This is a genomic window from Candidatus Flexicrinis affinis, from assembly GCA_016716525.1.
Taxonomy (GTDB): Bacteria; Chloroflexota; Anaerolineae; order Aggregatilineales; family Phototrophicaceae; genus Flexicrinis; species Flexicrinis affinis.
In genome coordinates this window covers 191834-213725 of record JADJWE010000009.1, presented here as the reverse complement: position 1 = coordinate 213725, position 21892 = coordinate 191834, and the positions used below count along the sequence as shown (strand labels likewise).

Annotated in this window: 17 protein-coding genes and 1 pseudogene; 14 read left to right on the top strand and 4 right to left on the bottom strand. The window is 64.0% G+C overall.

The window, feature by feature from the left end; translation table 11 throughout:
• Positions 1-19: 19 nt before the first annotated feature.
• Positions 20-1108 (bottom strand): UDP-N-acetylglucosamine 2-epimerase (non-hydrolyzing), encoded by a 1089-nt coding sequence (gene wecB / locus IPM16_20170; protein MBK9125419.1) that lies wholly within the window; start codon positions 1106-1108, stop codon positions 20-22.
• A gap of 496 nt (positions 1109-1604) precedes the next feature.
• On the opposite strand from wecB, the gene IPM16_20165 reads away from it, so the two are divergent.
• A complete protein-coding gene (locus IPM16_20165) occupies positions 1605-1841 on the top strand; it encodes a hypothetical protein (protein MBK9125418.1) in 237 nt (78 codons plus the stop codon).
• Positions 1842-1940: 99 nt separating this feature from the next.
• Positions 1941-2597: an HAD family phosphatase gene (locus IPM16_20160; protein MBK9125417.1), complete on the top strand. Its 657-nt coding sequence runs from the start codon at positions 1941-1943 to the stop codon at positions 2595-2597.
• On the opposite strand, the gene rhaI is transcribed toward IPM16_20160, so the two are convergent.
• Positions 2585-3802, bottom strand: coding sequence for an L-rhamnose isomerase (gene rhaI, locus IPM16_20155; GenBank protein MBK9125416.1), 1218 nt, complete (start codon positions 3800-3802; stop codon positions 2585-2587). The two genes, IPM16_20160 and rhaI, sit on opposite strands and share 13 nt — an antisense overlap.
• A 166-nt stretch (positions 3803-3968) precedes the next feature.
• Between rhaI and IPM16_20150 the strand changes: the two genes are divergently transcribed.
• From IPM16_20150 to uvrA, 10 genes and pseudogenes are all read left to right on the top strand, one after another.
• Positions 3969-4751 carry a DeoR/GlpR transcriptional regulator gene (locus tag IPM16_20150; protein MBK9125415.1) on the top strand — a complete coding sequence of 261 codons (783 nt, stop codon included), beginning with the start codon at positions 3969-3971 and terminating at the stop codon, positions 4749-4751.
• A gap of 144 nt (positions 4752-4895) precedes the next feature.
• Positions 4896-6959: a bifunctional aldolase/short-chain dehydrogenase gene (locus IPM16_20145; GenBank protein ID MBK9125414.1), complete on the top strand. Its 2064-nt coding sequence runs from the start codon at positions 4896-4898 to the stop codon at positions 6957-6959.
• A 24-nt stretch (positions 6960-6983) separates the two neighbouring features.
• Positions 6984-8429: pseudogene (locus IPM16_20140) on the top strand (rhamnulokinase).
• Complete coding sequence (locus tag IPM16_20135; protein MBK9125413.1) at positions 8426-9967, top strand: sugar ABC transporter ATP-binding protein; 1542 nt, start codon at positions 8426-8428, stop codon at positions 9965-9967. Before IPM16_20140 ends, IPM16_20135 begins: the two are co-directional and overlap by 4 nt.
• Before the next feature lie 416 nt (positions 9968-10383).
• Complete coding sequence (locus tag IPM16_20130; GenBank protein MBK9125412.1) at positions 10384-11370, top strand: ABC transporter permease; 987 nt, start codon at positions 10384-10386, stop codon at positions 11368-11370.
• A 16-nt stretch (positions 11371-11386) separates the two neighbouring features.
• The gene (locus IPM16_20125) at positions 11387-12391 is read left to right on the top strand and encodes an ABC transporter permease (GenBank protein MBK9125411.1); all 1005 of its coding nucleotides are present in this window, start codon (positions 11387-11389) and stop codon (positions 12389-12391) included.
• A gap of 136 nt (positions 12392-12527) precedes the next feature.
• On the top strand, positions 12528-13655 hold the full coding sequence (locus tag IPM16_20120; protein ID MBK9125410.1) for a substrate-binding domain-containing protein: 1128 nt from the start codon (positions 12528-12530) through the stop codon (positions 13653-13655).
• Positions 13656-13744: 89 nt separating this feature from the next.
• Positions 13745-14509 carry a class II aldolase/adducin family protein gene (locus IPM16_20115; GenBank protein MBK9125409.1) on the top strand — a complete coding sequence of 255 codons (765 nt, stop codon included), beginning with the start codon at positions 13745-13747 and terminating at the stop codon, positions 14507-14509.
• 10 nt (positions 14510-14519) lie between these two features.
• A complete protein-coding gene (locus tag IPM16_20110; protein ID MBK9125408.1) occupies positions 14520-14897 on the top strand; it encodes a hypothetical protein in 378 nt (125 codons plus the stop codon).
• A gap of 126 nt (positions 14898-15023) precedes the next feature.
• The gene (gene uvrA / locus IPM16_20105) at positions 15024-17555 is read left to right on the top strand and encodes an excinuclease ABC subunit UvrA (GenBank protein MBK9125407.1); all 2532 of its coding nucleotides are present in this window, start codon (positions 15024-15026) and stop codon (positions 17553-17555) included.
• Here uvrA and IPM16_20100 read toward each other — a convergent pair.
• Together IPM16_20100 and IPM16_20095 are read right to left on the bottom strand one after the other, a co-directional pair.
• Positions 17552-18907 (bottom strand): aspartate aminotransferase family protein, encoded by a 1356-nt coding sequence (locus IPM16_20100; GenBank protein ID MBK9125406.1) that lies wholly within the window; start codon positions 18905-18907, stop codon positions 17552-17554. The genes uvrA and IPM16_20100 overlap by 4 nt on opposite strands.
• 80 nt (positions 18908-18987) lie before the next feature.
• Positions 18988-20145, bottom strand: a complete 1158-nt coding sequence (locus IPM16_20095) for an iron-containing alcohol dehydrogenase (GenBank protein MBK9125405.1) — start codon at positions 20143-20145, stop codon at positions 18988-18990.
• A gap of 99 nt (positions 20146-20244) precedes the next feature.
• On the opposite strand from IPM16_20095, the gene IPM16_20090 reads away from it, so the two are divergent.
• Together IPM16_20090 and IPM16_20085 are read left to right on the top strand one after the other, a co-directional pair.
• On the top strand, positions 20245-20934 hold the full coding sequence (locus IPM16_20090; protein MBK9125404.1) for a class II aldolase/adducin family protein: 690 nt from the start codon (positions 20245-20247) through the stop codon (positions 20932-20934).
• 12 nt (positions 20935-20946) lie between these two features.
• On the top strand, positions 20947-21891 hold the full coding sequence (locus tag IPM16_20085; protein MBK9125403.1) for a hexose kinase: 945 nt from the start codon (positions 20947-20949) through the stop codon (positions 21889-21891).
• Position 21892: the final 1 nt, after the last annotated feature.

Here is a 21892-nt window from a genome sequence, read left to right as displayed (position 1 = left end):
TTCGTCGTGTACATGATCGCTATGCCGAACCCTTCTTGATCTTGACTGCTTCCAACACGTCGACGATGCGCTCGCTTACGCCCGGCGTACCATAGAACGACGGATGTTCCGGCGGCAGCGTGCCAGTCGCCGCCGCGACTGCCGCGCGGAACGCGTCGGGTTCAGGCTCGCACAGCCGGTTCCAGCCGGAATCGACCGTCTCCGTCCATTCGGTTGTGCTGCGCATGGTGATGGCCGGGCGGCGCAGCATGTACGCTTCTTTCTGCAAGCCGCCGCTGTCGGTAATCAAGAATTGAGACGCGTCGAGCAGCGCCAGCGTGTCGAGGAACCCGATCGGCTCGATTCGGACGATGTTCTTGCTGAACTTGAGGCCGAACTGCTTCATCACCTTGGCGAGGCGCGGGTGCACCGGCAGCACGACGGGCGCGTCGACCAGCCCCAGCACGCCAAGAATGCGGCGTAGGCGATCCTCGTGGTCGGTGTTCTCGGCGCGGTGGATGGTCGCCAGCACAAACGGCGTGCCAGCCGGCATCCGAATTTGTGCACGCAGCTCGGGCAGGCGGGCGCGCGCGTCGCTGATGACGAACATGATGGTATCCATTCGCACGTCACCGACGTTGTAGACGTGTTCGCTGATCCCTTCCGCGCGCAGGTTCTCGACGGCGACTTTGGTCGGCGCAAAGTGCACATCGCTGATCGCGTCGGTGACGATCCGGTTGATCTCCTCGGGCATGGCCCGGTCGCGGCTGCGCAGGCCAGCCTCGATATGCGCCAGCGGAAGCACGAGCTTTGCCGCGGTGAGCGCGGTTGCTAATGTCGAGTTGGTGTCGCTGATCGAAACCACAAAGTCGGGTTTTTCGGCCAGCATGACCTCTTCGAGTTTAAGCAGCATCTGCGCGGTCTGCTCGGCGTGCGTGCCACTGCCGACGCCCAGATTGACTTCGGGCTCGTGAATCGACAGCTCGCGGAAGAACGTGTCCGACATGCTGTCGTCGTAATGCTGGCCGGTGTGGACGAGAATCTGCGTATGGCGCCGGCGAATCGCGCGGTCGACCGGGGCAATTTGAATGAACTCGGGCCGTGCACCGACCACTGTTAGGATCTTCATTTACCGCCTCTGGGTACAGTCAAGCAAACGCAAGCACGCCATGTTTGTACGTGCCGATGTTCAGGGTATCATGCAACGCGTACCGTGAACTGCATGAACGGTCTTGAGAAAAAGGTACCATATAACCACCGAACCATGGAATCCAGAAATGGACCTAAGCGTAAATGGATGAGTACCGGCTAAGTGCAGTGTTGTGTTCGGTAACCGGCGCGGGCGGCAGCTCGAATGGAGGTTCTCTCACATCATGAAGACTCTACCGTGTGTCTATGTGATCGTCCGTCACAACGGGAAAATCCTGACCCTGTATCAACGTGAGAAACACCGCCAATCTTGGTTTCTACCGGGCGACATTATGAATTGTCGTGAACGTCTCGTCGACGCAATTCCCCGCGTAGTCTCGCAAACTACTCGGCTGAGTATCGACGGAGACGTGCGCCTAGCGTACGTTTCATGTGTCGATATTCACGGGAGGGCACCTTGTCGGTTAGTCGCCTTCGTGTTCGAGGTCAACGTTCGAGACGGCATGCTTACGGTGGACGACTCCGCGCTGATGAAGTGCGATGCCGCGTTCGTGGATGTTGAGGACGCCATTGAGCGCGCCAAAGGCTTGCCGTCAAACCCGGCGGGCGAGCCATTATTCCGCTATCTCAACGGAGATGTCCCACCCGGGCTGATTTGGGAGGCGGTCATCCACAACGAACCGGATGCCGAAAATCTGCGTCGCGCGGCGTGATTGCAGCGGCATCCCCGGCCGTCTATACTGGCGCGCATCGAGCGCAGCGCCCCGAACGAAGAGAGCAACCTCATCGCCGTTGAAGCCGTGATTTTCGATATGGATGGCGTCCTCGTCGACAGCGAGGTGTACTGGCACCGCTCGCGCGAGGAGTTCGCGCGCGACCGCGGCAAGGTGTGGACGGACGCCGATCAGCGCGTGGCCATGGGCCGCAGCACAATCGGCTGGGCGCGCGTAATGCAGGAACGCCTCGCCCTCGCCGAGAATTTGGACGACATCATGACCGAGATGAAGCGGCGCGTGATGGCCCACTACGACGAGCACCTGCCGCTGCGCCCGGGCGCGATCGAGGCGGTCAAGCTGGCGGCGGCGAATTTCCGCTGCGCGTTGGCGTCCGGCTCACCCACCGAGATCATCGTGCACGTGATGGAACTCAGCGGGCTGGATCAGGTCTTCGAGGCGATCGTATTCGGCGACGACTACCCCAACGGCAAGCCCGCGCCCGATATCTACGTCGCCGCCATGGAACGCCTCGGCGTCGGGCCGGACGTCTCGCTCGGGATCGAGGACTCGTCCAACGGCATTCGCGCGCTCAAGGCGGCCCGCATGATCGCAGTCGCCGCGCCGTCGCCCGATTTTCCGCTGACGCCCGACGTGCTGGCCTTGTGCGACGCGCATATCGAATCGCTCGAAGACTTTACGCTCGACCTGATCGCCCGCGCGGCTGAACGACGCGGCGCGGACTATCCGGGATAGCCGCTGCCCCCGCTGACACCGGCGCCGCGCTCTTTGGCGATCCGCGCCGCGTAATCGTCGCGCCGGAGCGCCGCCAGCGGGTCCGGATCGCGTCCCATTTCGACGCGCACCTGCGCCAACAGCGGACGCACATCGGTCTCGAAGGCGTCGACCAGCACCTGCTGCGCGCCCAGCACGTCGCCCGCTGCCTGCATGGCGGCCAGCTTGCGATAATCCACAATCAGCGCCTTCGCGTAGGCGACCTGACAGTTGAGCACACTGAGCAGCATCGCCTCCAGCTTCGGCTCGATGTTGTGGCTCTGGTCGATCATGTAGGCGACGTTGTCGGCCTTGCTGCCCGCACTGACCAGCTCGACGAAGATCTCAAACAGCTCGAACGGGTTGTTGGTGCCGACGATCAGATCGTCGTCGGCGTAGCGGCGCGCGTTGAAGTGGAACCCGCCAAGCCGCCCTTCGTCCAGCAGGAAGGCGACGATGTGCGCGATGTTCGTGCCCTGCGCATGGTGCCCGGTATCGACCAGCACCTCGGCCTGCGCGCCCAGCTTGAGGGCGGTGGCATAGGCCGTGCCCCAGTCGGCCAGATCGGTGTGATAGAACGCGGGTTCAAAGAACTTGTACTCGATCAACATGCGGCCGCCGGCGGGCAGGTGTTTATAGACCTCGGCCAGTCCGCTCTCGAGGCGATGCTTACGGCCGCGGATGCTGTCTTGGCCGGCGTAGTTGGTGCCGTCGGCGAACCACAGGCTGAGCAGTCCGCTGCCCGTTTTGCCCATGATGTCGCAGCACTCGACCATGTGCGCGATGGCTTCTTCACGCACGGCGCCGAACGGGCTGCACACGCTGCCCAGCTTGTACTGATCGTCTTGAAACACGTTCGGGTTGATCGCGCCAATGGCGACACCCTGCTCGCCGGCGTACTGCTTGAGCGCGCCCCAATCGTCAACCTTGTCCCACGGGATATGCAGCGCCACCGACGGCGCGATGCCGGACAGACGGTGGATGTAGGCGGCGTCGGCGATACGCTCGAAGGCCGTCCGGGCCGCCCCCGGCCACGCGAAGACCTTGAAGCGCGTGCCGCTGTTGCCATAGCCCCATGACGGAGTCTCGATATGCTGCGTCTTGAGTTTCGTTTTGACGTCTTCGACGTTGAGTCCGGCTTTCGTCAGCCGCTCCGCCAGCGCCGGATAGTGGGACAGATGATCCATTACGCACCTCGTATGTGAAAGCCGTCTTGCACGGAACCCCGCGTGACGAGCGGGACGTTGCCGCGTTTGTTTTCTTTCGTTCGGAACTTGACTATAATCACATCGATATGTTTTGGTTTCACTTAGTGTCGATTTGAGTCTATCAATTACCGCGGAGCGTTGCCACATGTCCGAGCTACTTTTTATGACCGAACGGCGGCGCAGCATCCTCGACATCCTGCGTGAACAGGGTCGCGTTTCCGTCAACGAATTGAGCGAGCGGCTCAATGTCAGCGCCGTCACGATCCGGCAAGACCTGCGCGCGCTCGATGAAGAAAATCTGTTGGAGCGCACGCACGGCGGCGCGGTGCTGCCGCGCAAGCGCAGCGTAATGCCGGAACTCACGTTCGACGTGCGCCAGCAAGAACGTCAGTCGCAGAAGCAGGCCCTCGCGCGCGAGGCCGTCAAGCGGGTGCAGAACGGCGCGACCATCGCGCTGGACTCCAGCACCACCGTCTTCGCAATGCTACCGATACTCAAGCAGTTCGACCGCTTGATCGTCGTGACGCACAGCCTCATGATCGCCCAATCGCTGCTGGATTCGCCGAAGATACAGGTGTATATGCCGGGCGGCGTCATGCGGCGTGACTCGATCGCACTGGTCGGCAACCCGCAGAACTTCCCCGACATCCACATCAACATTGGTTTCTTCAGCGCCCACGGCATCACGATCGAAACCGGCGCGACCGAAAGCAGTCAAGAAGAAGCCACCATGAAGCGCGCGCTCATGAGTCGCTGCCTTTCGACGTGCTATATGATCGACGACGCGAAATGGGGACGGGTCGCCCCGTTCACGCTCGCCACCGCAAGCGAGATCAACACCCTCTTTACGCCGGCTTCCGCGCCCCGTGAGCCACTCGAGGCTCTCCGCAAGAAGGGCGTTGAAATCGTCCGCGTGCCGGTAGCTTAAGTTCCCGTCTGCACAAACTTGACAGGTCAAAACGTGCGCGATAGTATCCACTCGAAAGCAAACGAAAGCAACTAAAAACCAATCAGCGGCGGAACCTGACCCGCTGGGTAAAACGCTTAGGTTTATCAAGGAACGGATTGCACCATGCCGCAGCATCTCTGGAATGAGGGCGAAGCACAGGCTTTGCCCGACCTTGAATGGCTCGTCTATCGGAGTAACCTGCTGGGCCGCGACCGTGCCGTGGTCAACATCTACGGCGGCAACACGTCCGCCAAGCTGATGCTCACCGATCACATGGGGCGCGAGGTGGAGTGCCTCGCCGTCAAGGCCTCTGGCTCGGACGTGCTGACCATCACCGGGCCGCAGTTCGCCCTGCTGCGCATGGAGGAAATCCGTCCGCTGCAGCAGCGCGAAGCCATGACCGACGAGGAGATGATCGAGTATCTCTCGCGCACCGCCTTCGAACCGGGTCGCCCGCGCCAGAGCATCGAGACCCTGCTGCACGCATTCGTACCATTCAAGCACGTTGACCACACCCACCCCGACGCGGTCATCAGCCTGATGTGCGCGCCCGATCCGGAAGCCGCGGCCCGCGCCGTCTACGGCGACCGCATGGCGTACGTACCGTACATCCGCCCCGGCTTCACGCTCAGCAAGTGGATCGGCGAGAAGGTGCAGCAAAACCCGAACATCGAATGCGTCGTGATGGGCAAGCACGGGTTGGTCACATGGTCGGACGACCCGCGCCAGTGCTACGACAACACCATCCGCATCATTCAGGAGGCCGAGGACTACGTCACCGAGCAGGAGCGCGGCAAACGCGTGTTCGGCGAATTGAAGGTTCCGGCACTGGGCGCGAAGGAGCGCGAGGACGTGCTGGCGGCGGTGCTGCCGACGATCCGCGGCGCGGTCAGCGCGCGCAAGTTTGCGGTGCTGCTCACCGACGACTCGCCCGAGGCGACCGCCATGATCGGCAGCGAGAAGACGCCGGCAGTCAGCCAGCTTGGCGTCGCCTGCCCCGACCACCTCGTCCACACCAAGCGCCAGCCGCTGTTCATCGACTGGAGGCCCGAGGACGGCGTCGACGCGCTGAAGGCCCGCGCGAAAGACGGTGTCGCCGAGTACGTCAAGCGCTACGCCGAGTACTTCGAGACCAACAAGGTCGAAGGCGACGAAATGGGCGACCCGGCCCCGCGCGTCATCCTGATCCCCGGCATTGGCATGATCAACACCGGCAAGGACGCGACCAACGCCGATGTCAGCCGTCAGTTGTATCACCGCGCGGTAGCGGTGCTGGGCGGGTCGGAAGCCTTGGGCGGGTTCAATCCGCTGACGCCGAAGGAAGCCTACGATATCGAATACTGGCCGCTCGAACTCTACAAGCTGAAGCTGCGGCCGCCCGATGGCGATTTCGCCGGCAAGGTCGTGATGATTACCGGCGCGGCCAGCGGCATCGGCCGGGCGGCGGCGTGGCGTGTGGCCCGTGACGGCGCGCACGTCGTGATCGTCGACATCAACGCCGAGCAGGGCGAGCAGGTCGCCGCCGACCTGCGCAAGAAATTCGGCTATCGCCGCGCGCATTTCGTGCAAGCCGACGTCACCAACGAAGCGGCCGTCACGAACGCGTTCCGCGAGACGATCTTGCAGTACGGCGGCCTCGACGTGCTGATCAATAACGCCGGGATCGCCGGCGGCGCCAACATCGAAGATACGTCGCTGGCGCTTTGGGAACGAAACATCGACATTCTGGCGACCGGTTATTTCCTGTTCGCACGCGAGGCCGTGAAGGTCTTCAAGCAGCAGGGCACCGGCGGCACGATGGTGTTCGTCGCCAGCAAGAACAGCATCGCCCCGGGCAAGGGCGCGACGGCCTACTCGTCAGCGAAAGCTGCCGAGCTGCACCTCGCCCGCAGCCTTGCCGACGAGTTGGGCGGCGCCGGGATCCGCGTCAATTCGGTGCTGCCGGACGCCGTGATTCAAGGCAGCAGCATCTGGAATACGGAATGGAAAGAAGCGCGCGCCAAGCAGTACGGCGTCGGCGTTGACCAACTCGGCGAACACTATCGCCAGCGCAACGTCCTGAAGGTCGAGATTCTGCCTGAAGATGTCGCCGAAGCGATTGCGTTCCTCGCCGGGTCGCGCAGCGCCAAGACCACCGGCGCGGTCCTGACAGTCGACGGCGGTGTCAGCGCCGCGTACGTGAGGTAGCGCGCAGTGGCAAGTGCACACGTCGTCGCCATCGACCTCGGCGCGTCGTCGGGCCGTGTCATTCAAGTCGGGTTCGACGGTTCCCGGCTTGACATGCGCGAGCTGCACCGGTTCCCGAATGTCCCGGTGACGGCTAACGGCACGCTGTACTGGGACGTGCTGCGGCTGTGGCATGAAATCCAGACCGGCCTGCGCGCCCGCGACAAGGACGTGCGCTCGATCGGCGTCGACACGTGGGGCGTCGACTTCGCGCTGCTGGATCGCACCGGCGCGCTGTTGTCGAACCCGGTGCACTATCGCGACTCGAGCAGCGAGGACGGTTTTGCACGGCTGACCGACTATGTGCCGCGCCGCGAGATCTTCGAGCGTACCGGCATTCAGTTCATGCCGACCAACGGAATCAACCGCATGGTGTCGCTGATCGCGTCCGGCAGTCCATTGTTCGAGGCGGCCGACACCATGCTGACCATCGCCGACCTGTTCAACTATTGGTTGAGCGGGTCGAAGACGTGCGAATTCACGATGGCGACCACGTGGCAGCTCTACAATCCGCGCACCGGGACGTGGGACGTCGAACTGGCGAAAGCATTCGGCATCCCCGAGCGCATCCTCGCGCCGATCGTACCGCCCGGCACACGCATTGGCGAGTACGGCGGCACGCCGGTGATCGCCCCAGCCTGTCACGATACCGGCAGCGCGGTCGTCGCCGTGCCGACCACCACCGCCAACTATGCCTACATCAGCAGCGGTACGTGGAGCTTGCTCGGCCTCGAACTCGACCACCCGATCATCGACGACGCGGTCTACGAAGCCAATCTGACGAACGAGGGCGGCGTCGGCGGCAAGTTCCGCTTCCTGAAAAACATCATGGGCTTGTGGCTCGTGCAGCAGTGCCGCGAGACGTGGGAGTCGCACGGCCGCGCGTACAGCTACGATCAACTGGTCGACATGGCCGCCAGCGTCGACCCGTTCCGCTCGTTCATCGACCCGGACGACATCGCGTTCTTCCCGCCCGGCGACATGCCGTCCCGCGTGCGCGCGCACTGCGCCGAACTCGGCGAGCCGGTGCCGGAGACTGACGCGCAGGTGATGGCAGCCATCTATGCCGGTTTGGCATACAAATACCGCTACGCGCTCGAGCACTTGATCGAGGTCAGCGGACAGCGGGTCGACCGCATGCACGTCATCGGCGGCGGGTCGCAGAACGGCCTGCTCTGCCAGATGACCGCCAATGCGATCAATCGCCCGGTGTATGCCGGCCCGGTCGAGGCGACCGCGCTGGGTAACGCCATCGTGCAGTTGATGGCGCTCGGTGAACTGGGCAGCTTGAGCGAGGCGCGCGAACTGCTCGCGCAGTCGATGATTACCCACGTCTACGAGCCGCAGCAGGCGGCAGAGTGGGACGCGCACTATCCGCGCTACGTCGCCCTGCTCGAAAAGGCGGCCGCAAGACAGGAGGCTGGACGATGACCGAACCGATCCTGTCGCTGCAAGGAATCGAGAAACGCTTTCCCGGCGTGCACGCGCTGCGCGGCGTCAACTTCGACGTGCGCCCCGGCGAGGTACACGCGCTGTTGGGCGAAAACGGCGCCGGCAAGTCAACGCTCATTAAGATCATCAGCGGCGTATATCGTCCTGATGGCGGCACGATGACGCTCGACGGTAAGCCGGTGCAGTTCAGCAGCCCGAACGACGCGCAGGGTCGCGGGATCGCCACGATCTATCAGGAACTCGGCTTGTATCCCGAGCTGATGGGCGCCGAGAACATCTTCATGGGCCACGCGCCGCGCCGCAAGCTCGGCCCGATCTCGATTGTCGATTGGCCGGAGATGGAGCGCCGCGCGAAGGAAATTCTGGCTGATCTCAACATCCACGACTTGGATGTCCGGCGCAAGGTCGGCACGCTCAACGTCGGCAACCGGCAGCGCGTCGAAATCGCCAAGGCGCTCTCGTTCAACGCGCGCATTCTGATCATGGACGAGCCGACCGCCGCCCTCACTGAAGCGGACGTCGAGCGGCTGTTCGACATTGTGCGCCTGCTGCGTGAACGCGGCGTGGGCATCATCTACATCAGCCACCGCCTGAACGAGGTGTTCGAACTGGCCGACCGGGTGACCGTGCTGCGCGACGGGCAGTACGTCGACACCAAGCTGGTCAAGGACGTGACCGAGGGCGAGCTGATCAGCATGATGGTCGGCCGGACGATCGACAACCTGTTCCCCAAGATGGACGCGACGATCGGCGACGTGGTGCTGGAAGTACGCGACCTGAAGCGCGAACCCCACACGCGCGGTGTATCGTTCAGCGTGCGCGCCGGCGAAATCGTCGGGATCGCCGGGCTGGTCGGCAGCGGTCGGTCGGAAACGGCGCAGATCGTTTTCGGCACGTTGCCGGCGGAATCGGGCGAGATACTGATCAACGGCCAGCCGGTCAAGATTCATCACCCGGCCGAGGCGGTGCAGCACGGGATCGCGTACGTGCCGGAGGATCGCGGCCTGCAAGGGCTTGTCCGGGCGATGACCCTGCGCGAGAACAGCACGATGGCGGTACTCAGGAACGTCTCGCGCAACACGTTCATTCAGCGCGGCAGCGAGAAGAAGATGGCGCTCGAAGCCATCCGCCAGCTTGCCATCCGCGCGACCGGCCCCGAGCAGGTCGTCAACAAACTGAGCGGCGGCAACCAGCAGAAGGTGGTCGTCAGCAAGTGGCTGGCGAGCAGCCCCAAAGTGTTGATCATGGACGAGCCGACCCGCGGTGTCGATGTCGGCGCCAAGAGCGAAATCCACCGCCTGATGAGTCAGCTTGCTGCCGAGAACGGCCTTGCCATTCTGATGATTTCCAGCGAACTGCCCGAAATTCTCGGTATGAGTGACCGCGTGCTGGTCATGCGCGAGGGGCGCATCGTGGCCGAGTTTGCCCGTGCGGAAGCGACGCAGGAACGCATCGCGTCCGCCATGATGAGCGATAACGGGGCCGTCAAGGCCGCCGCACAAGGAGCAGCGTCATGACCGCCGTTGCCGCTGCTGCCCCTCAAGCCACTGTCCGCCGCCCAACGCACTTCGTCGGCATCATCCTCGGCGTGCTGCTGCTTGCCGCATACGTCGCGCTGCCGTTCGTCAATCAGGCCGAGCTCGGCGCGACCGACATCGCCACGCTGACCCAACGCGGCAACAACGAGTTCGATCTGGAAACCAACGGGCTGGTCGTTCTGCCGATTGCTGCGGCCGCCGCGCTGGCCCTCGGCGTTTGGGCCCTGTTCAGCCCGCGCCATGACCGCGTCGTGTCGATTCTGATCGCCGCGGCAGGCGTGGTCGGGCTTGCCTATTTCGTTATCTTCTTCAAAGAGTATTTGCAAACCGAAGGATCCGACTATCTCGGCAGCATGGCGCTCGGCTTCTGGGCGATGCTGGTGCTGGCCGTCTTGATGATCGCGCAGGTCGCCCTGCCCCGTGCAGACGCCGGCCCGCAGTTCGGCGTCCGGCGCGTGCTGGGCAACCAAGAGATGATTCTAGTCGCTGGCCTCGTTTCGCTGGTGACGATTGTCGGCATCCTCAACCCGCGCTATCTGGCCGAACGCAACCTGACCGACGTGCTGCAAGCGCATGCCTATATCGCCGTCGCGGCCATCGGCATGACGATGGTCATCATCACCGGCAACATCGACATCTCGATCGGCTCGCTGGTCGGCTTACTGGCGATCATCAGCGGGCGCATCGCCACCGACACCGGTCTGATCTGGCTGGCATGGCTGGCGCCGCCGGTGCTCGGTATGGTCGCCGGCAGCGTGACCGGTTTTCTGGTCGCCTACATGCGCATCCCGTCGATCGTGGTGACGCTCGGTATGCTGAGCATCCTCAAAGGCTTGCTGCTGATCTGGACGGCGGGATCGCGCGTGGTTGACCTGCCCGACGGCTATTTCCTCGCGCAGATGCGCCCGCTCAACATCCCGATGCCGGTATGGTTCATGATCGTGCTGACGATCCTCGCCGCGCTGTGGATGCGTTACAGCGGGTTCGGGCGATCGCTGTACGCCGTCGGCGGCAACAAGGAAGCGGCCCGCCTGAGCGGCTTGAACGAGCGGCGGATCGTGTTCCAAGCGTTCGTCATCAACGGTTTCTTTGTGGGTATTTCGAGCGTGCTGTATGCCACCCAGCTCACGATCATTCAGGCGACGCCCCCACCGGGTATGGAGCTGACGGTTATCACGGCGGCGGTGGTCGGCGGTGTCAGTATTCTCGGCGGTACCGGCACGGCCATCGGCGCGATGTTCGCGGCGATCCTGCTGAGCGCGATCCGCTCGTCGATGGTCTTCATCAACCTCTCCCCGTTCTGGTTGAGGGCGGTACAGGGTCTGCTGATCCTCGTGACTGTGCTCGCCGACCTGCTGCGGCGCCGCCGCCAGCGCGTGTAAGCGACAAGGACGACCGATGGCCCTTCAAGACGCTCCCGTACCTGCCGCAGAAACCAGCACGCCGCTGGGCGCTCGCGTTCGCCGAATCCTGCTCAGTCAGGAAGGCGTGCTGTTCATCATCCTCGTCGTGTCGGTGCTGTTCCTCGCTGCCCGCACCGACAAGTTCCTGCAGGGCAGCAACCTGCTCACGCAAGGTCGCCTATTGGTCGAGGTCGGCCTGGTCGCCCTGCCGATGACGTTCATCATCATCACCGGCGGTATCGACCTGTCGGTCGGGTCGATCCTCGGCCTGACGGCGATTATGCTCGGCGTGTTCTGGAACAACGTCGGCCTGCCGCTCGAGCTTTCGATCGTGCTGGCGCTGGGTGTGGCGACGCTGGCGGGGTTCGTCAACGGGCTGTTTATCGTCCGGGTCGGGGTGCCGCCGCTGATCATGACGCTGGCGACGCTGGCCTTCTACCGCGGGTTGGCGGAAGGCATCAGCGAAGGGCGCTCGGTACGCGGCTATCCGGAATGGTTTTATCAGGTCGGTCAGGGCGATTTTCTCGGCTTGCCGACACAGATCTGGTTCCTGATCGTTGGCATCATCATCTCATTCATCATCCTGTCGCGCACGACCTTCGGCCGAACGCTCTATGCGATCGGCAACAACGAGGTGGGCGCGCGGTTTTCCGGCTTGCGCGTCGACCGCGCAAAGCTAGTGATCTACAGCTTCTCCGGCCTAATGGCAGGACTGGCGGGCTGGATCTTCGTCTCGCGCGTGACGACAACGCGCTCTGATATGGGGAGTGGGCTGGAACTGGACGTCATCGCGGCGGTGGTTCTCGGTGGCACGAGCATCTTCGGAGGCACGGGCAGCATCACCGGAACCGTCATCGGCATGATCCTGATCCAGTTGCTCAAGAACGGCCTGGCGCTCAACGGCGTCACGGCGGATGCGACCATTATCGTGATCGGCTTGGTGCTGATCTTCTCGATTCTGGTCAACAACTTCATCCAAAGCCGCCGGCAGGTCGAATAACGTATTTGACGGGATAGCTAAGGGAGGTGCGTGATAAAGCTGATGACCCGACGTTTGGCAGCATACGATCGTTCGAGCAGTGCTTTAGTTCTGAAGATGGAGTGATACGATGCGCAATCGCAAGTTTCTAGTGTTCATGGTGCTGGCCCTGTTGGCCGCACTGTTCATCGCCCCGGCCGCGGCGCAAGACGAAGACCGCTGGGACGGCGCCGACGATCTGCCCGTCAACCCGCTCGACTGCCCAATGGCTGAAGGCGAGATGATGGAAGAAGAGGGCGAAGAGGAAATGATGGATATGCCCGAATATGACGGCGGCGTCGCTCAGAACGCCCCCGACAAGGCCGGGCAGGATATCGTCCTCGTCGACATCCCCAAGCTGATCGGTATCGGCTACTTCGACGCGACCGCCCTCGGCGCCCAGCAGGCCGCTGAGGAACTCGGCACCGTCACCGTAACGACCGACGGCCCGACCGAAGCCAACATCGACGACCAGATTACGTTCATCGAGAACTATCTGGCGCAGGGTGTCGACGGCGTTCTGTTCGCCGCCAACGACCCGGTCGCGATTTCGCCGGTGCTGCGCCGCGCGCTGGAATCCGGTGTGCATGTGGTCGGCTATGACGCCAACAGCGAGCCGGATGCCCGCACGTGGTTCGTCAATCAGGCCGAGTTCAACGGCATCGGCAAGGCGATGATCGACGCGCTGGCCGAGGAGAAGGGCGAGGATGCCTCGTTCGGTATCGTCACCAGCACCTTCACGACCCCGAACCAGGCCCGCTGGATCGCCGAAATGTGGGCGTACGCCAGCAAGTGCCACCCCGAAATGACGTGGCTTGAGACACTGGAAGCACAGGAAGACGCCGTGCTCAGCTTCGATCAGGCGACCGTACTGCTCAACAAGTACGGCGAAGACATCGACGGTATCTTCGGCATGACCTCGGTCGCCACCCCGTCGTCGGCAGACGCCGTGACTCAGGCCGGGCTGTGCGGTGAGGTTGCGGTCATCGGTTTGGCGACCCCGAACGCGATGAAGCCGTACGTCGAATCCGACTGCGTCAAGTCGGTCGTGCTGTGGAACCCGATCGATCTCGGCTACGCGGCGGTCTACGTCATGCGCGCGGTGGTCGACGGCACCTTCCAGCCGGGCGACGCCAGCGTGTCGGCGGGCCGCCTCGGTGACTTGGCTGTCGTGAACGGCTCCGAAGTCTTGCTTGGGCCGCCGTTCATCTTCAACAAGGACAACATCAACGACTTCGACTTCTAAGCGATCGGCTTGGCGTTGAAGACCATGTGGCGGCAGGGGCGTTACGGCGTTCCTGCCGCCTGCTGTTTGGCTACCGGAGGCAACCCGCGATGAACGACCTGCTGCACGAACTCTGGATACTCACACGCACACTGGGCGAGCCCGAGCGCGACTGCGTGATCATCGGCGAGGGCAACACGTCGGCGCGCATCGACGCCGACACGTTCTACATCAAGGCCAGCGGGCAGCAGATGGCGTCCATCGAGCCGGCCGGGTTGGTCGCGGTACGTATCGCGCCGATGCTGGCGCTCGTCGACGCCGACCCCGCGCCCAGCATGGACGAACAGAAGGCGCGCGCCAAAACCGCCAAGCTCGACCTCAACGCGCCCGACCCGTCGATTGAAGTGACGTTTCACGCGCTGCTGCTGGCGGAGTGCGGCGTCAAGTTCATCGCCCACACGCACCCGACGCCAGTCGTGTCGATCCTGTGCAGCCCGCGCGCCGAGGAGTTCGCCAACCACCGCAGCTTCCCCGACGAAGCGGTGCTGTGCGGCCCGCGCAGCGCGTTCGTCCCGTATGCCGACCCGGGCCTGCCGCTGGCATGCGCCATCCGCGAGTCGGTGCGTGCGTACATGCAGACCGAAGGCGAAGCCCCGCGCACGATCCTGCTGAAAAACCACGGCCTGATCGCGCTGGGGCAAACCGCGCGCGAGGCGCTCAATATCACGATGATGACGATCAAGGCGGCGCGCGTGTTTGCCGGCGCGGCGGCGCTCGGTGGCCCGCTGTTCCTCAGCGACGAGGACGTGCAGCACATCGTCCGCCGTCCGGACGAAATCTACCGCCGCAATCAATTCGCCCGTACGAATTCCTGAGAGGTCTGCTATGTCCCCTGACGGCGCAACCGTGTGGTTCATTCCCGACGCGTATTTGGCCACGCCCGCCGGCGACGATCCGGTGTACAAGAATCACGAAGCGATCTGCATTCTGAACACGACGGACGCAGACGCAGACATCCGCCTCGACTTCTACTTCGCCGACCGTGAACCGGTCGAAGACGTGCGGATCGTGATCGGCGCGAAACGGTGCGTGCACGTGCGCATGGACGATCCGTCACAGGTCGGCGGCTACGTCATCCCGTTCGACACGCCCTACGGGGTGCGCGTGCGCAGCAGTACGCCGATCATCGTGCAGTACTCGCGCATGTACGCCACGACCCATAACATCAGCCTGATGACGACCATGGCGCACGCGGTCGGCTGATCGGTCGAAGTCCGCAACACCACCCGATATCTGGGCTTTTAACGGCCAGCTGATCCGTGATAGCCTTCTTGGCCGCCTGTTTCACGGGCGGTCGGCTCGCCAGATGAATCGCGGAGGTGGCACAGGATGCAGTCCCACATTTCGATCAGCGGCGCACGACTTCACAACCTCAAGAGCGTCAACGTCGACATCCCCGTCGGTCAATTCGTCGTCCTGACCGGCGTGTCCGGTTCAGGCAAGTCCACATTCGGCTTCGACATCGTGCTCATGGAAGGCCAGCGGCAGTATCTGGAAGCGGTCGGCATGTTGACGCGCGGCGTGGGCAAAGCCCCAGTCGACTCAATCGTTGGGCTGCTGCCGACCATCAGCGTCGACCATTCCGGCACCAACCGCAGTCCGCGCTCGACAGTCGGCACGGCCACCGACATCTACACCTACGTCCGTGTGCTGTTCGAACGGCTGGGACAGCGCCCGTGTCCCGCGTGCGGCAGGACCATCCCGCCGATGAGCGAGGCGATGCCGGACGACTGGAGCCCGGAAGACACCAGCGAGCATGATCCGGAAACCACGTACATCGCGTGCCCGCACTGCGGGGCGGCCGTTCCGGAACTCACCATGGGGCATTTTTCGTTCAATACGCCGGAGGGCGCCTGCCCAACCTGCACCGGCCTCGGCACGATTCATCAGGCCAACGTCAAGCGGCTCGTCAACGACGACCTGAGCATTGAGGATGGCGCGATCCACGGCTGGGACGCCAACCTGATCCGCTACCAAATTGGGATCCTTGCCGCCGCTGCGCAGCACTACGGCCTCGCCTTCGATCCGTCGATGCCGGTCAAAGACTATTCGCCGGCCATGCGGGATCTGCTTGTCTTCGGCGTCGAGAGCGCGCAGTTCCGCCGCCATGCGCCCGACGTCGAGACACCGCAGACCGTCCGCGGCGGACGATTCGAAGGCGTCGCCACAACCATCCTGCGGCGCTATGCCGAGCATATTCACGACCTCGACTATCAGCAGAAGATGGCCGAGTTTCTGGTAACCGATACGTGCCCCGACTGTGAAGGCACGCGGATTCGCCCGGACGCACGTGCCGTTACAGTTGCGGGACGAACCATCATCGACGTGTCGCGCATGGCGCTGACCGACTTGGCCGCATGGCTGGGCACGCTGCCCGATGCGCTGCAAAGCGATCATCGCGACGTTGCCCGCTCGCTGCTGATCGACCTGCAAGAGCGCATCCGGCGGGTGATCGAAGTTGGCGTCGGCTACCTTACGCTCGATCGTGCGTCGCCGTCATTGTCCGGCGGCGAGGCGCGCCGGCTGAAGATGGCCCTGCTGCTTGGCTCGAGCCTGACCGGCCTCGTCTACATTCTCGACGAGCCAACCATTGGCCTGCACGAGCGCGACACGACGCGCTTGATCGGCGTGCTCAAACGCCTGCGCGATCTGGGCAACACGATGCTGGTGATCGAACACGACCTTGAAGTGATGCGCGCTGCCGATCACATCATCGACTTCGGCCCCGGCGCAGGCAAGTACGGCGGGCAGGTGGTCGCCACCGGCACACCGGACGAAATCGCTCGTCACCCGACGTCGATAACCGGCGCCTACCTGTCAGGCCGCGAACACGTGCCGGTTCCCGGACAGCGCCGCCTGCCGGATGGCCGCTGGCTGACGATCGCAGGGGCGCGCGCCAACAACCTCAAAGACATCACCGTGCGCCTGCCGATCGGCCTGTTGGTGGCTGTCACTGGCGTATCGGGTTCGGGCAAGTCGTCGCTGATCTTCGACATCCTCGACGCCGCAGGCCGGCAGCAGTTCTACAACGCATCCGATCGGCCCGGCCCCCACGACTCGATCGAAGGCTGGGAGCACTTCGACAAGCTCATCACCATCGGTCAAGAGAGCGTCGTGCGGATTCCGCGCTCCAACGCCGCCACCTACACCGACACTTTCACGCCGATCCGAGAGGTCTTCGCGGCGTCGCCTGCCGCCCGCGAGCGCAAGATGACCGCCCGCCACTTCTCGTTCAACGTCCCCGGCGGACGGTGCGAGCGCTGTCAGGGTGTCGGCACGCTGGCCGTTCAGATGCACTTCCTGCCAGACGTCGAGGTCAAGTGCCCGGCGTGCAAGGGACGCCGCTTCAAGCCGGAGACGCTGGCGGTCACGTACAGGGATCACACCATTGCCGATGTGCTCGATCTCACGGTGGACGAAGCGCTGGCGCTGTTCTCGGATGTGCCAGCGGCGGCATCGCGCCTGCAGGTCATGGTCGACGTCGGCCTCGGATATATGCAGTTGGGCCAGCCTGCGAAAACGCTGTCGGGCGGCGAGATCCAGCGCGTCAAGCTGTCGAAAGAGCTGGGCAGGCGCGCCAGCGCGCGAACGTTGTATCTGCTCGACGAGCCGACGACCGGCCTGCACCCGGCTGACACCGCCCGGTTGATGGGCGTCTTACAACGGTTGGTGGACGGCGGAAGCACGGTCGTCGTGGTCGAACACAACCTCGACCTGATCGCCGCCGCCGATTGGGTGATCGACCTCGGGCCGGAAGGCGGCGCGGAGGGCGGCTATATCGTGGCTGAAGGCGCGCCTGAACAGATCGCCGCGGCGACGGAGTCGTACACCGGACAGTATCTGCGTCAGGTGATGGCCTAACCCGCCCGATCTGCGACCCGAATGATCGCTTCGAGGCTGCGGTCGATGTCGTCGTCGGTCGTCGCCCAGCTCGATACGCTGATGCGCAGCGCGGTGCGACCGCGGTAGACCGTTTGGCCCGCCCAAAGGGTGCCCTCGCGCTGAATCGCCGCGATGGTCGCTAGCGTGGTCTCGGCGTCTCCGAACGTCACCAGCACCTGATTGGCGACGACATCGTTGAGCACCTCGAACCCGGCACGGCGGAGCCCGTCGGCAAACCGCTCCGCCTGCCGGCAGTTGCGGTCGACCAAGTCGGCAACCCCGGAACGGCCCAACGAACGCAGCGCCGCCCAGATGTCGACGGCACGTGCGCGGCGCGACATCTCCGGCGTGTACTTGTACGGGTCGCGGTGATCACTTTCGATCAGGTAGCTGGCGCTGTTCGACATGGCTGCACGCAGATGCTTCGGGTCTCGTACGATGGCGATGCCGCTGTCATACGGGACATTGAGCCACTTGTGTGCATCGAGCGACCACGAGTCGGCATCGGCAAATCCGGCCGTATGATGGCTGCGCGACGGCACCGCGGACAGCCACATTCCGAATGCGCCGTCGACGTGCACCCATGCGCCGGCATCGTGCGCGGCTTGGCACAGCTCCAGCGCAGGATCGAACGCGCCGGTATTGACGTTGCCGGCCTGAATGCACAGGATCGTCATCGCATCGAGCATGGGGAGCTGCGCCGGGTCGATCCGGCCTTGATCGTCGACCGGCACACGCAGAATGCGCTCGCGGCCCAATCCCAACATACTCAACGACTTAAGCACACTGGCATGGACTTCCTGTCCGGTGACGAACCGGATCGGTGGCGCGCTGAACAATCCGTGCGCCTCCACATCCCAGCCTGCGCGATCGAGCAGCGCATGACGGGCCGCCGCCAAGCACGTGAAGTTCGCCATCGTGGCACCGGTCACGAACCCCATGTCGGCGGTGGCCGGAAGGCCGAGAATGTCCAGCAGCCAATCGCGCGCGATCTCCTCGATCACGGAGACGGTTGGCGACGCGACATACAGCCCGGGATTCTGATCCCACGCCGTTGCCAGCCAACTCGAGACGAGGGCCGCCGGCACCGAGCCGCCGATGACGAAGCCGAAATAGCGCCGCCCGGCCATCGCGACCGTCGCCGGCGAACCGACCTCGTGCAGGAGTCGCAGCACCTCGGCGGGGTCGCTGGGCGACTCCGGGATCGGCCCGCCAAGCTTCGGCAAGGCCGCGATCGCTTCGTCGGTGGGGTACACGCTGCGCGAATCGAGCGAATCGAGATAGTCGGACGACAGTTCGGCAGCGAGGTGAAGCAAGTCTTTGGGAATCATGCGGCACGCCTTTCACGCCCCCGGGTGATACGTCGATTGTACGCGTGAATCCGGTTTCGCGTGCTCGCGGGTCGAAACGTCTACAACGCCTCTTCGAGGATACCGACCAGTTCGTCAAGTGTGAGCACAACCGGGTTGCCTTTCATCGAGCTGGCCTGCGCGGCTTTTTCGGCGATCTCAGGCAGAGTATCGAGGCCGATCCCGTACGCGCTCAGGCCGGGAACGTTCAGATCGCGGGCGAGCGCCTGTACCCACTGCACGCCGTCGTCGGCGGTCGCGCCGCCCGTGCCGGTGACCAGTCGGGCAATCTCGATGTAGCGCTCCAATGACGGGTGTCCCGGCGTGCGCTCGCGCAGCGCTCTGAGGTTGGCGCGCATGACCGGCGCCAGCAGCACCGCGCAGACCGCCCCGTGCGGCGCGTCGAACATGCCGCCAATAGGCGCGGCGAATCCGTGCACCGCGCCCAACTTGGCGTTGGCCAGCGCCAATCCCCCCATCAGAGCGGCGGCAGACATGTCCTCGCGGGCGTCGATGTCTGCGCCATCACGATACGCGCGCTGCAGGGCGCGTGCCGCGCGCCGGATGCCGTCACGACAGAACGTGTCGGTCATCACATTCGCGGCCGGGCTGACGAACGGCTCGATGCACTGCGTGAGCGCGTCCATGCCGGTGCTGGCCGTGACGTCAGGTGGCAGGCTTACCGTCAGCTCCGGGTCGATCAGCGCGACACGCGGCAGCATCTTGGGCGACCGCAAGCTGACCTTGACGCGGTGTTCGGTGGACGCCAGCACGGCGTTCCGGGTGACTTCGGCGCCGGTGCCGGCGGTGGTTGGAACGGCGATGTACGGCAGCGGATCGTGCTGCAGCGGCTTGCCGCGACCGATCACTTCGAGGTAGTCGAGCGGATCGCCGGGGTTGGTCGCCAGCGCCGCGACCGCCTTGCCGAGGTCGATCGCCGCCCCGCCGCCGAACCCGATCACCAGCTGCGCGCCAAGTTCATGTGCTTGTGCAATGGCATGCTTGGCGATGTCGATCGTCGGTTCGTGTGTGACGGAAAACGCGGTGTAGGCGATCCCGCTCCCTTCCAGCGCGGCATACACGGGCTGTGCGCGGTCGGCCGACCCGCTGTTGACCACTTGCGCACGCTTGCCGTATGCTCGTGCCAGTTGGCCGACCTGTGTAATTGCACCGCGGCCAAACACGATCCGATCTGCCGTCGCAAACTCGAAGATTGTCATTTCGTTTTCTTTCGTTTTCTGTCGAATTCGCTATAATAGCTTACCAGATTTGCGCACGTGGTGCGTACGTCCAGTCACTTCGAACAAAGGACATTCACGATGAACAGCGACGAAATCCGCAGCGATCCGGCCATTCAGAGGACTCGCGAGCGGGTGGCACGGATCGGCCGCATGCTGTTCGAGCGCCGACTGACCGATGCGGCCGGCGGCAATCTCAGCGAACGCATCGGCGATCTCGTTTGCATCTCCCCGCGCTATTCCGGATCGCTCCGGCAGTGGCAGCTCAACCCTGAAGACGTGCTGGTGGTCAACCTCGACGGCGACGTGCTCGCCGGTGACGGGACGATCAGTCGCGAGAGCAAGGTGCACCTTAGCCTGCACCGCGAGTTCGGCGAACACGGCACCGGCGTGATCCATGCCCATGCCCGCAACCTGCTCGTGTTCGCGGCAGCCGCACAGCCGATGCCGCCGGTGCTGGAAGCCACACGCAAGTTCGGCGTGACACCGGTGGTCGAGTACGCACCGGCGCACAGCAAAGTGCTGGCACAAAACGTGGTCGCCAGCATGCGTGGGCGTGAGAAGCGCATCAGCGGGCATGCCGCGGGCACGATCGCGCCATGGCACGGGCTGTTTCTGATGGGCCGCGACCTGTTCGCCGCGTACGACGCCGTCGAGCGTCTCGACAATAACGCCTACATCATCATCCAGTCGCGCGCACTGGGGGCCAGCCCGATGCTGGAGGCCGAACGCGCGCGTATGGAAGACGTCATTTCGTCGTTCACCGAGTAAGGGCGGCTGCACATGGGCCGCATCGTCACCATCACGGCGAACACCACCATCGATCAGACGCTGGTGATCCCCGGCTATGCCTCCGGCACGACCATCCGCGCGAAGCGCAGCGTCGTCAGCATCGGCGGCAAGCCGACCGATGTTTCGTACATCCTCGGCGAAATGGGTGTCAACAGCCTCGCCATCGGGTTTGCGGCCAACACCGCCGGCCAGCGCGCCAAGCAGATCCTAGAGACGCGCGGCGTCGATGTCGACTTCATCGAGGTCGACGGCGAAACGCGCATCAACGTCGTGATCGCTGACGAAGGCAGCGGCACACAAACGACGATCACGACCGACACGCTGATCGTCTCCGAAGCGCACGTCGCGGCGTTGGAGGCGCGGTTCGACGATGTGTTGTCCGATGCGGCATGCGTGATGCTCGGCGGCACCCTGCCTTCGACTCTGTCGCCGTCGCTGTATACACGCTGGATCGGCCTGATCCGCGGGCGCGGCGTACCGGTGCTTTTCGACGCCGACCAGCCCAATTTGGCCGCCGGGCTTGAGGCGCGGCCCGATTTCATCAAGCCTAACCGCGACGAGCTGGGCCGTCTGATCGGCCGGCCCGTCGGCGACCTTGCGGACGTGTATTCCGCCGCGCGCGACCTCGTCACGCGCTTCGGCACGACGGTGGTCGCCACGCTAGGTGCGGAAGGTGCGCTAGCGGTCACGCGCGATGCCGCTTGGTTCGTCCCGCCGCTGGAGGTGCCGGTCGTGAGCGCAGGCGGCGCCGGCGACGGCGTGATGGCCGGCTTAACCGAGTCGGTGTGGCGCGGTGAACCGATCGAGATGGGTCTGCGGCGCGGTTTTGCGTATGCCAGCGCGGTCGTACAGCAAGCCGGCACGGCTCAGCTTGAACGCCGCGAAGCCGAGCGCCTGCTGCCCCTCGTCCAGATTGAGCCATATCCGGCTGTGTAGG

Excerpts from the sequence above, each read along its gene's own strand:
- IPM16_20095 (MBK9125405.1), bottom strand. The coding sequence starts at position 20,145 with ATGACAATCTTCGAGTTTGCGACGGCAGATCGGATCGTGTTTGGCCGC.
- IPM16_20110 (MBK9125408.1), top strand. The coding sequence starts at position 14,520 with ATGTCCCCTGACGGCGCAACCGTGTGGTTCATTCCCGACGCGTATTTG.
- IPM16_20120 (MBK9125410.1), top strand. The coding sequence starts at position 12,528 with ATGGTGCTGGCCCTGTTGGCCGCACTGTTCATCGCCCCGGCCGCGGCG.
- IPM16_20145 (MBK9125414.1), top strand. The coding sequence starts at position 4,896 with ATGCCGCAGCATCTCTGGAATGAGGGCGAAGCACAGGCTTTGCCCGAC.
- rhaI (MBK9125416.1), bottom strand. The coding sequence starts at position 3,802 with ATGGATCATCTGTCCCACTATCCGGCGCTGGCGGAGCGGCTGACGAAA.
- IPM16_20135 (MBK9125413.1), top strand. The coding sequence starts at position 8,426 with ATGACCGAACCGATCCTGTCGCTGCAAGGAATCGAGAAACGCTTTCCC.
- IPM16_20085 (MBK9125403.1), top strand. The coding sequence starts at position 20,947 with ATGGGCCGCATCGTCACCATCACGGCGAACACCACCATCGATCAGACG.
- IPM16_20115 (MBK9125409.1), top strand. The coding sequence starts at position 13,745 with ATGAACGACCTGCTGCACGAACTCTGGATACTCACACGCACACTGGGC.
- IPM16_20130 (MBK9125412.1), top strand. The coding sequence starts at position 10,384 with ATGATCGCGCAGGTCGCCCTGCCCCGTGCAGACGCCGGCCCGCAGTTC.
- IPM16_20090 (MBK9125404.1), top strand. The coding sequence starts at position 20,245 with ATGAACAGCGACGAAATCCGCAGCGATCCGGCCATTCAGAGGACTCGC.
- IPM16_20100 (MBK9125406.1), bottom strand. The coding sequence starts at position 18,907 with ATGATTCCCAAAGACTTGCTTCACCTCGCTGCCGAACTGTCGTCCGAC.
- IPM16_20160 (MBK9125417.1), top strand. The coding sequence starts at position 1,941 with ATGGATGGCGTCCTCGTCGACAGCGAGGTGTACTGGCACCGCTCGCGC.
- IPM16_20150 (MBK9125415.1), top strand. The coding sequence starts at position 3,969 with ATGTCCGAGCTACTTTTTATGACCGAACGGCGGCGCAGCATCCTCGAC.
- uvrA (MBK9125407.1), top strand. The coding sequence starts at position 15,024 with ATGCAGTCCCACATTTCGATCAGCGGCGCACGACTTCACAACCTCAAG.
- wecB (MBK9125419.1), bottom strand. The coding sequence starts at position 1,108 with ATGAAGATCCTAACAGTGGTCGGTGCACGGCCCGAGTTCATTCAAATT.
- IPM16_20125 (MBK9125411.1), top strand. The coding sequence starts at position 11,387 with ATGGCCCTTCAAGACGCTCCCGTACCTGCCGCAGAAACCAGCACGCCG.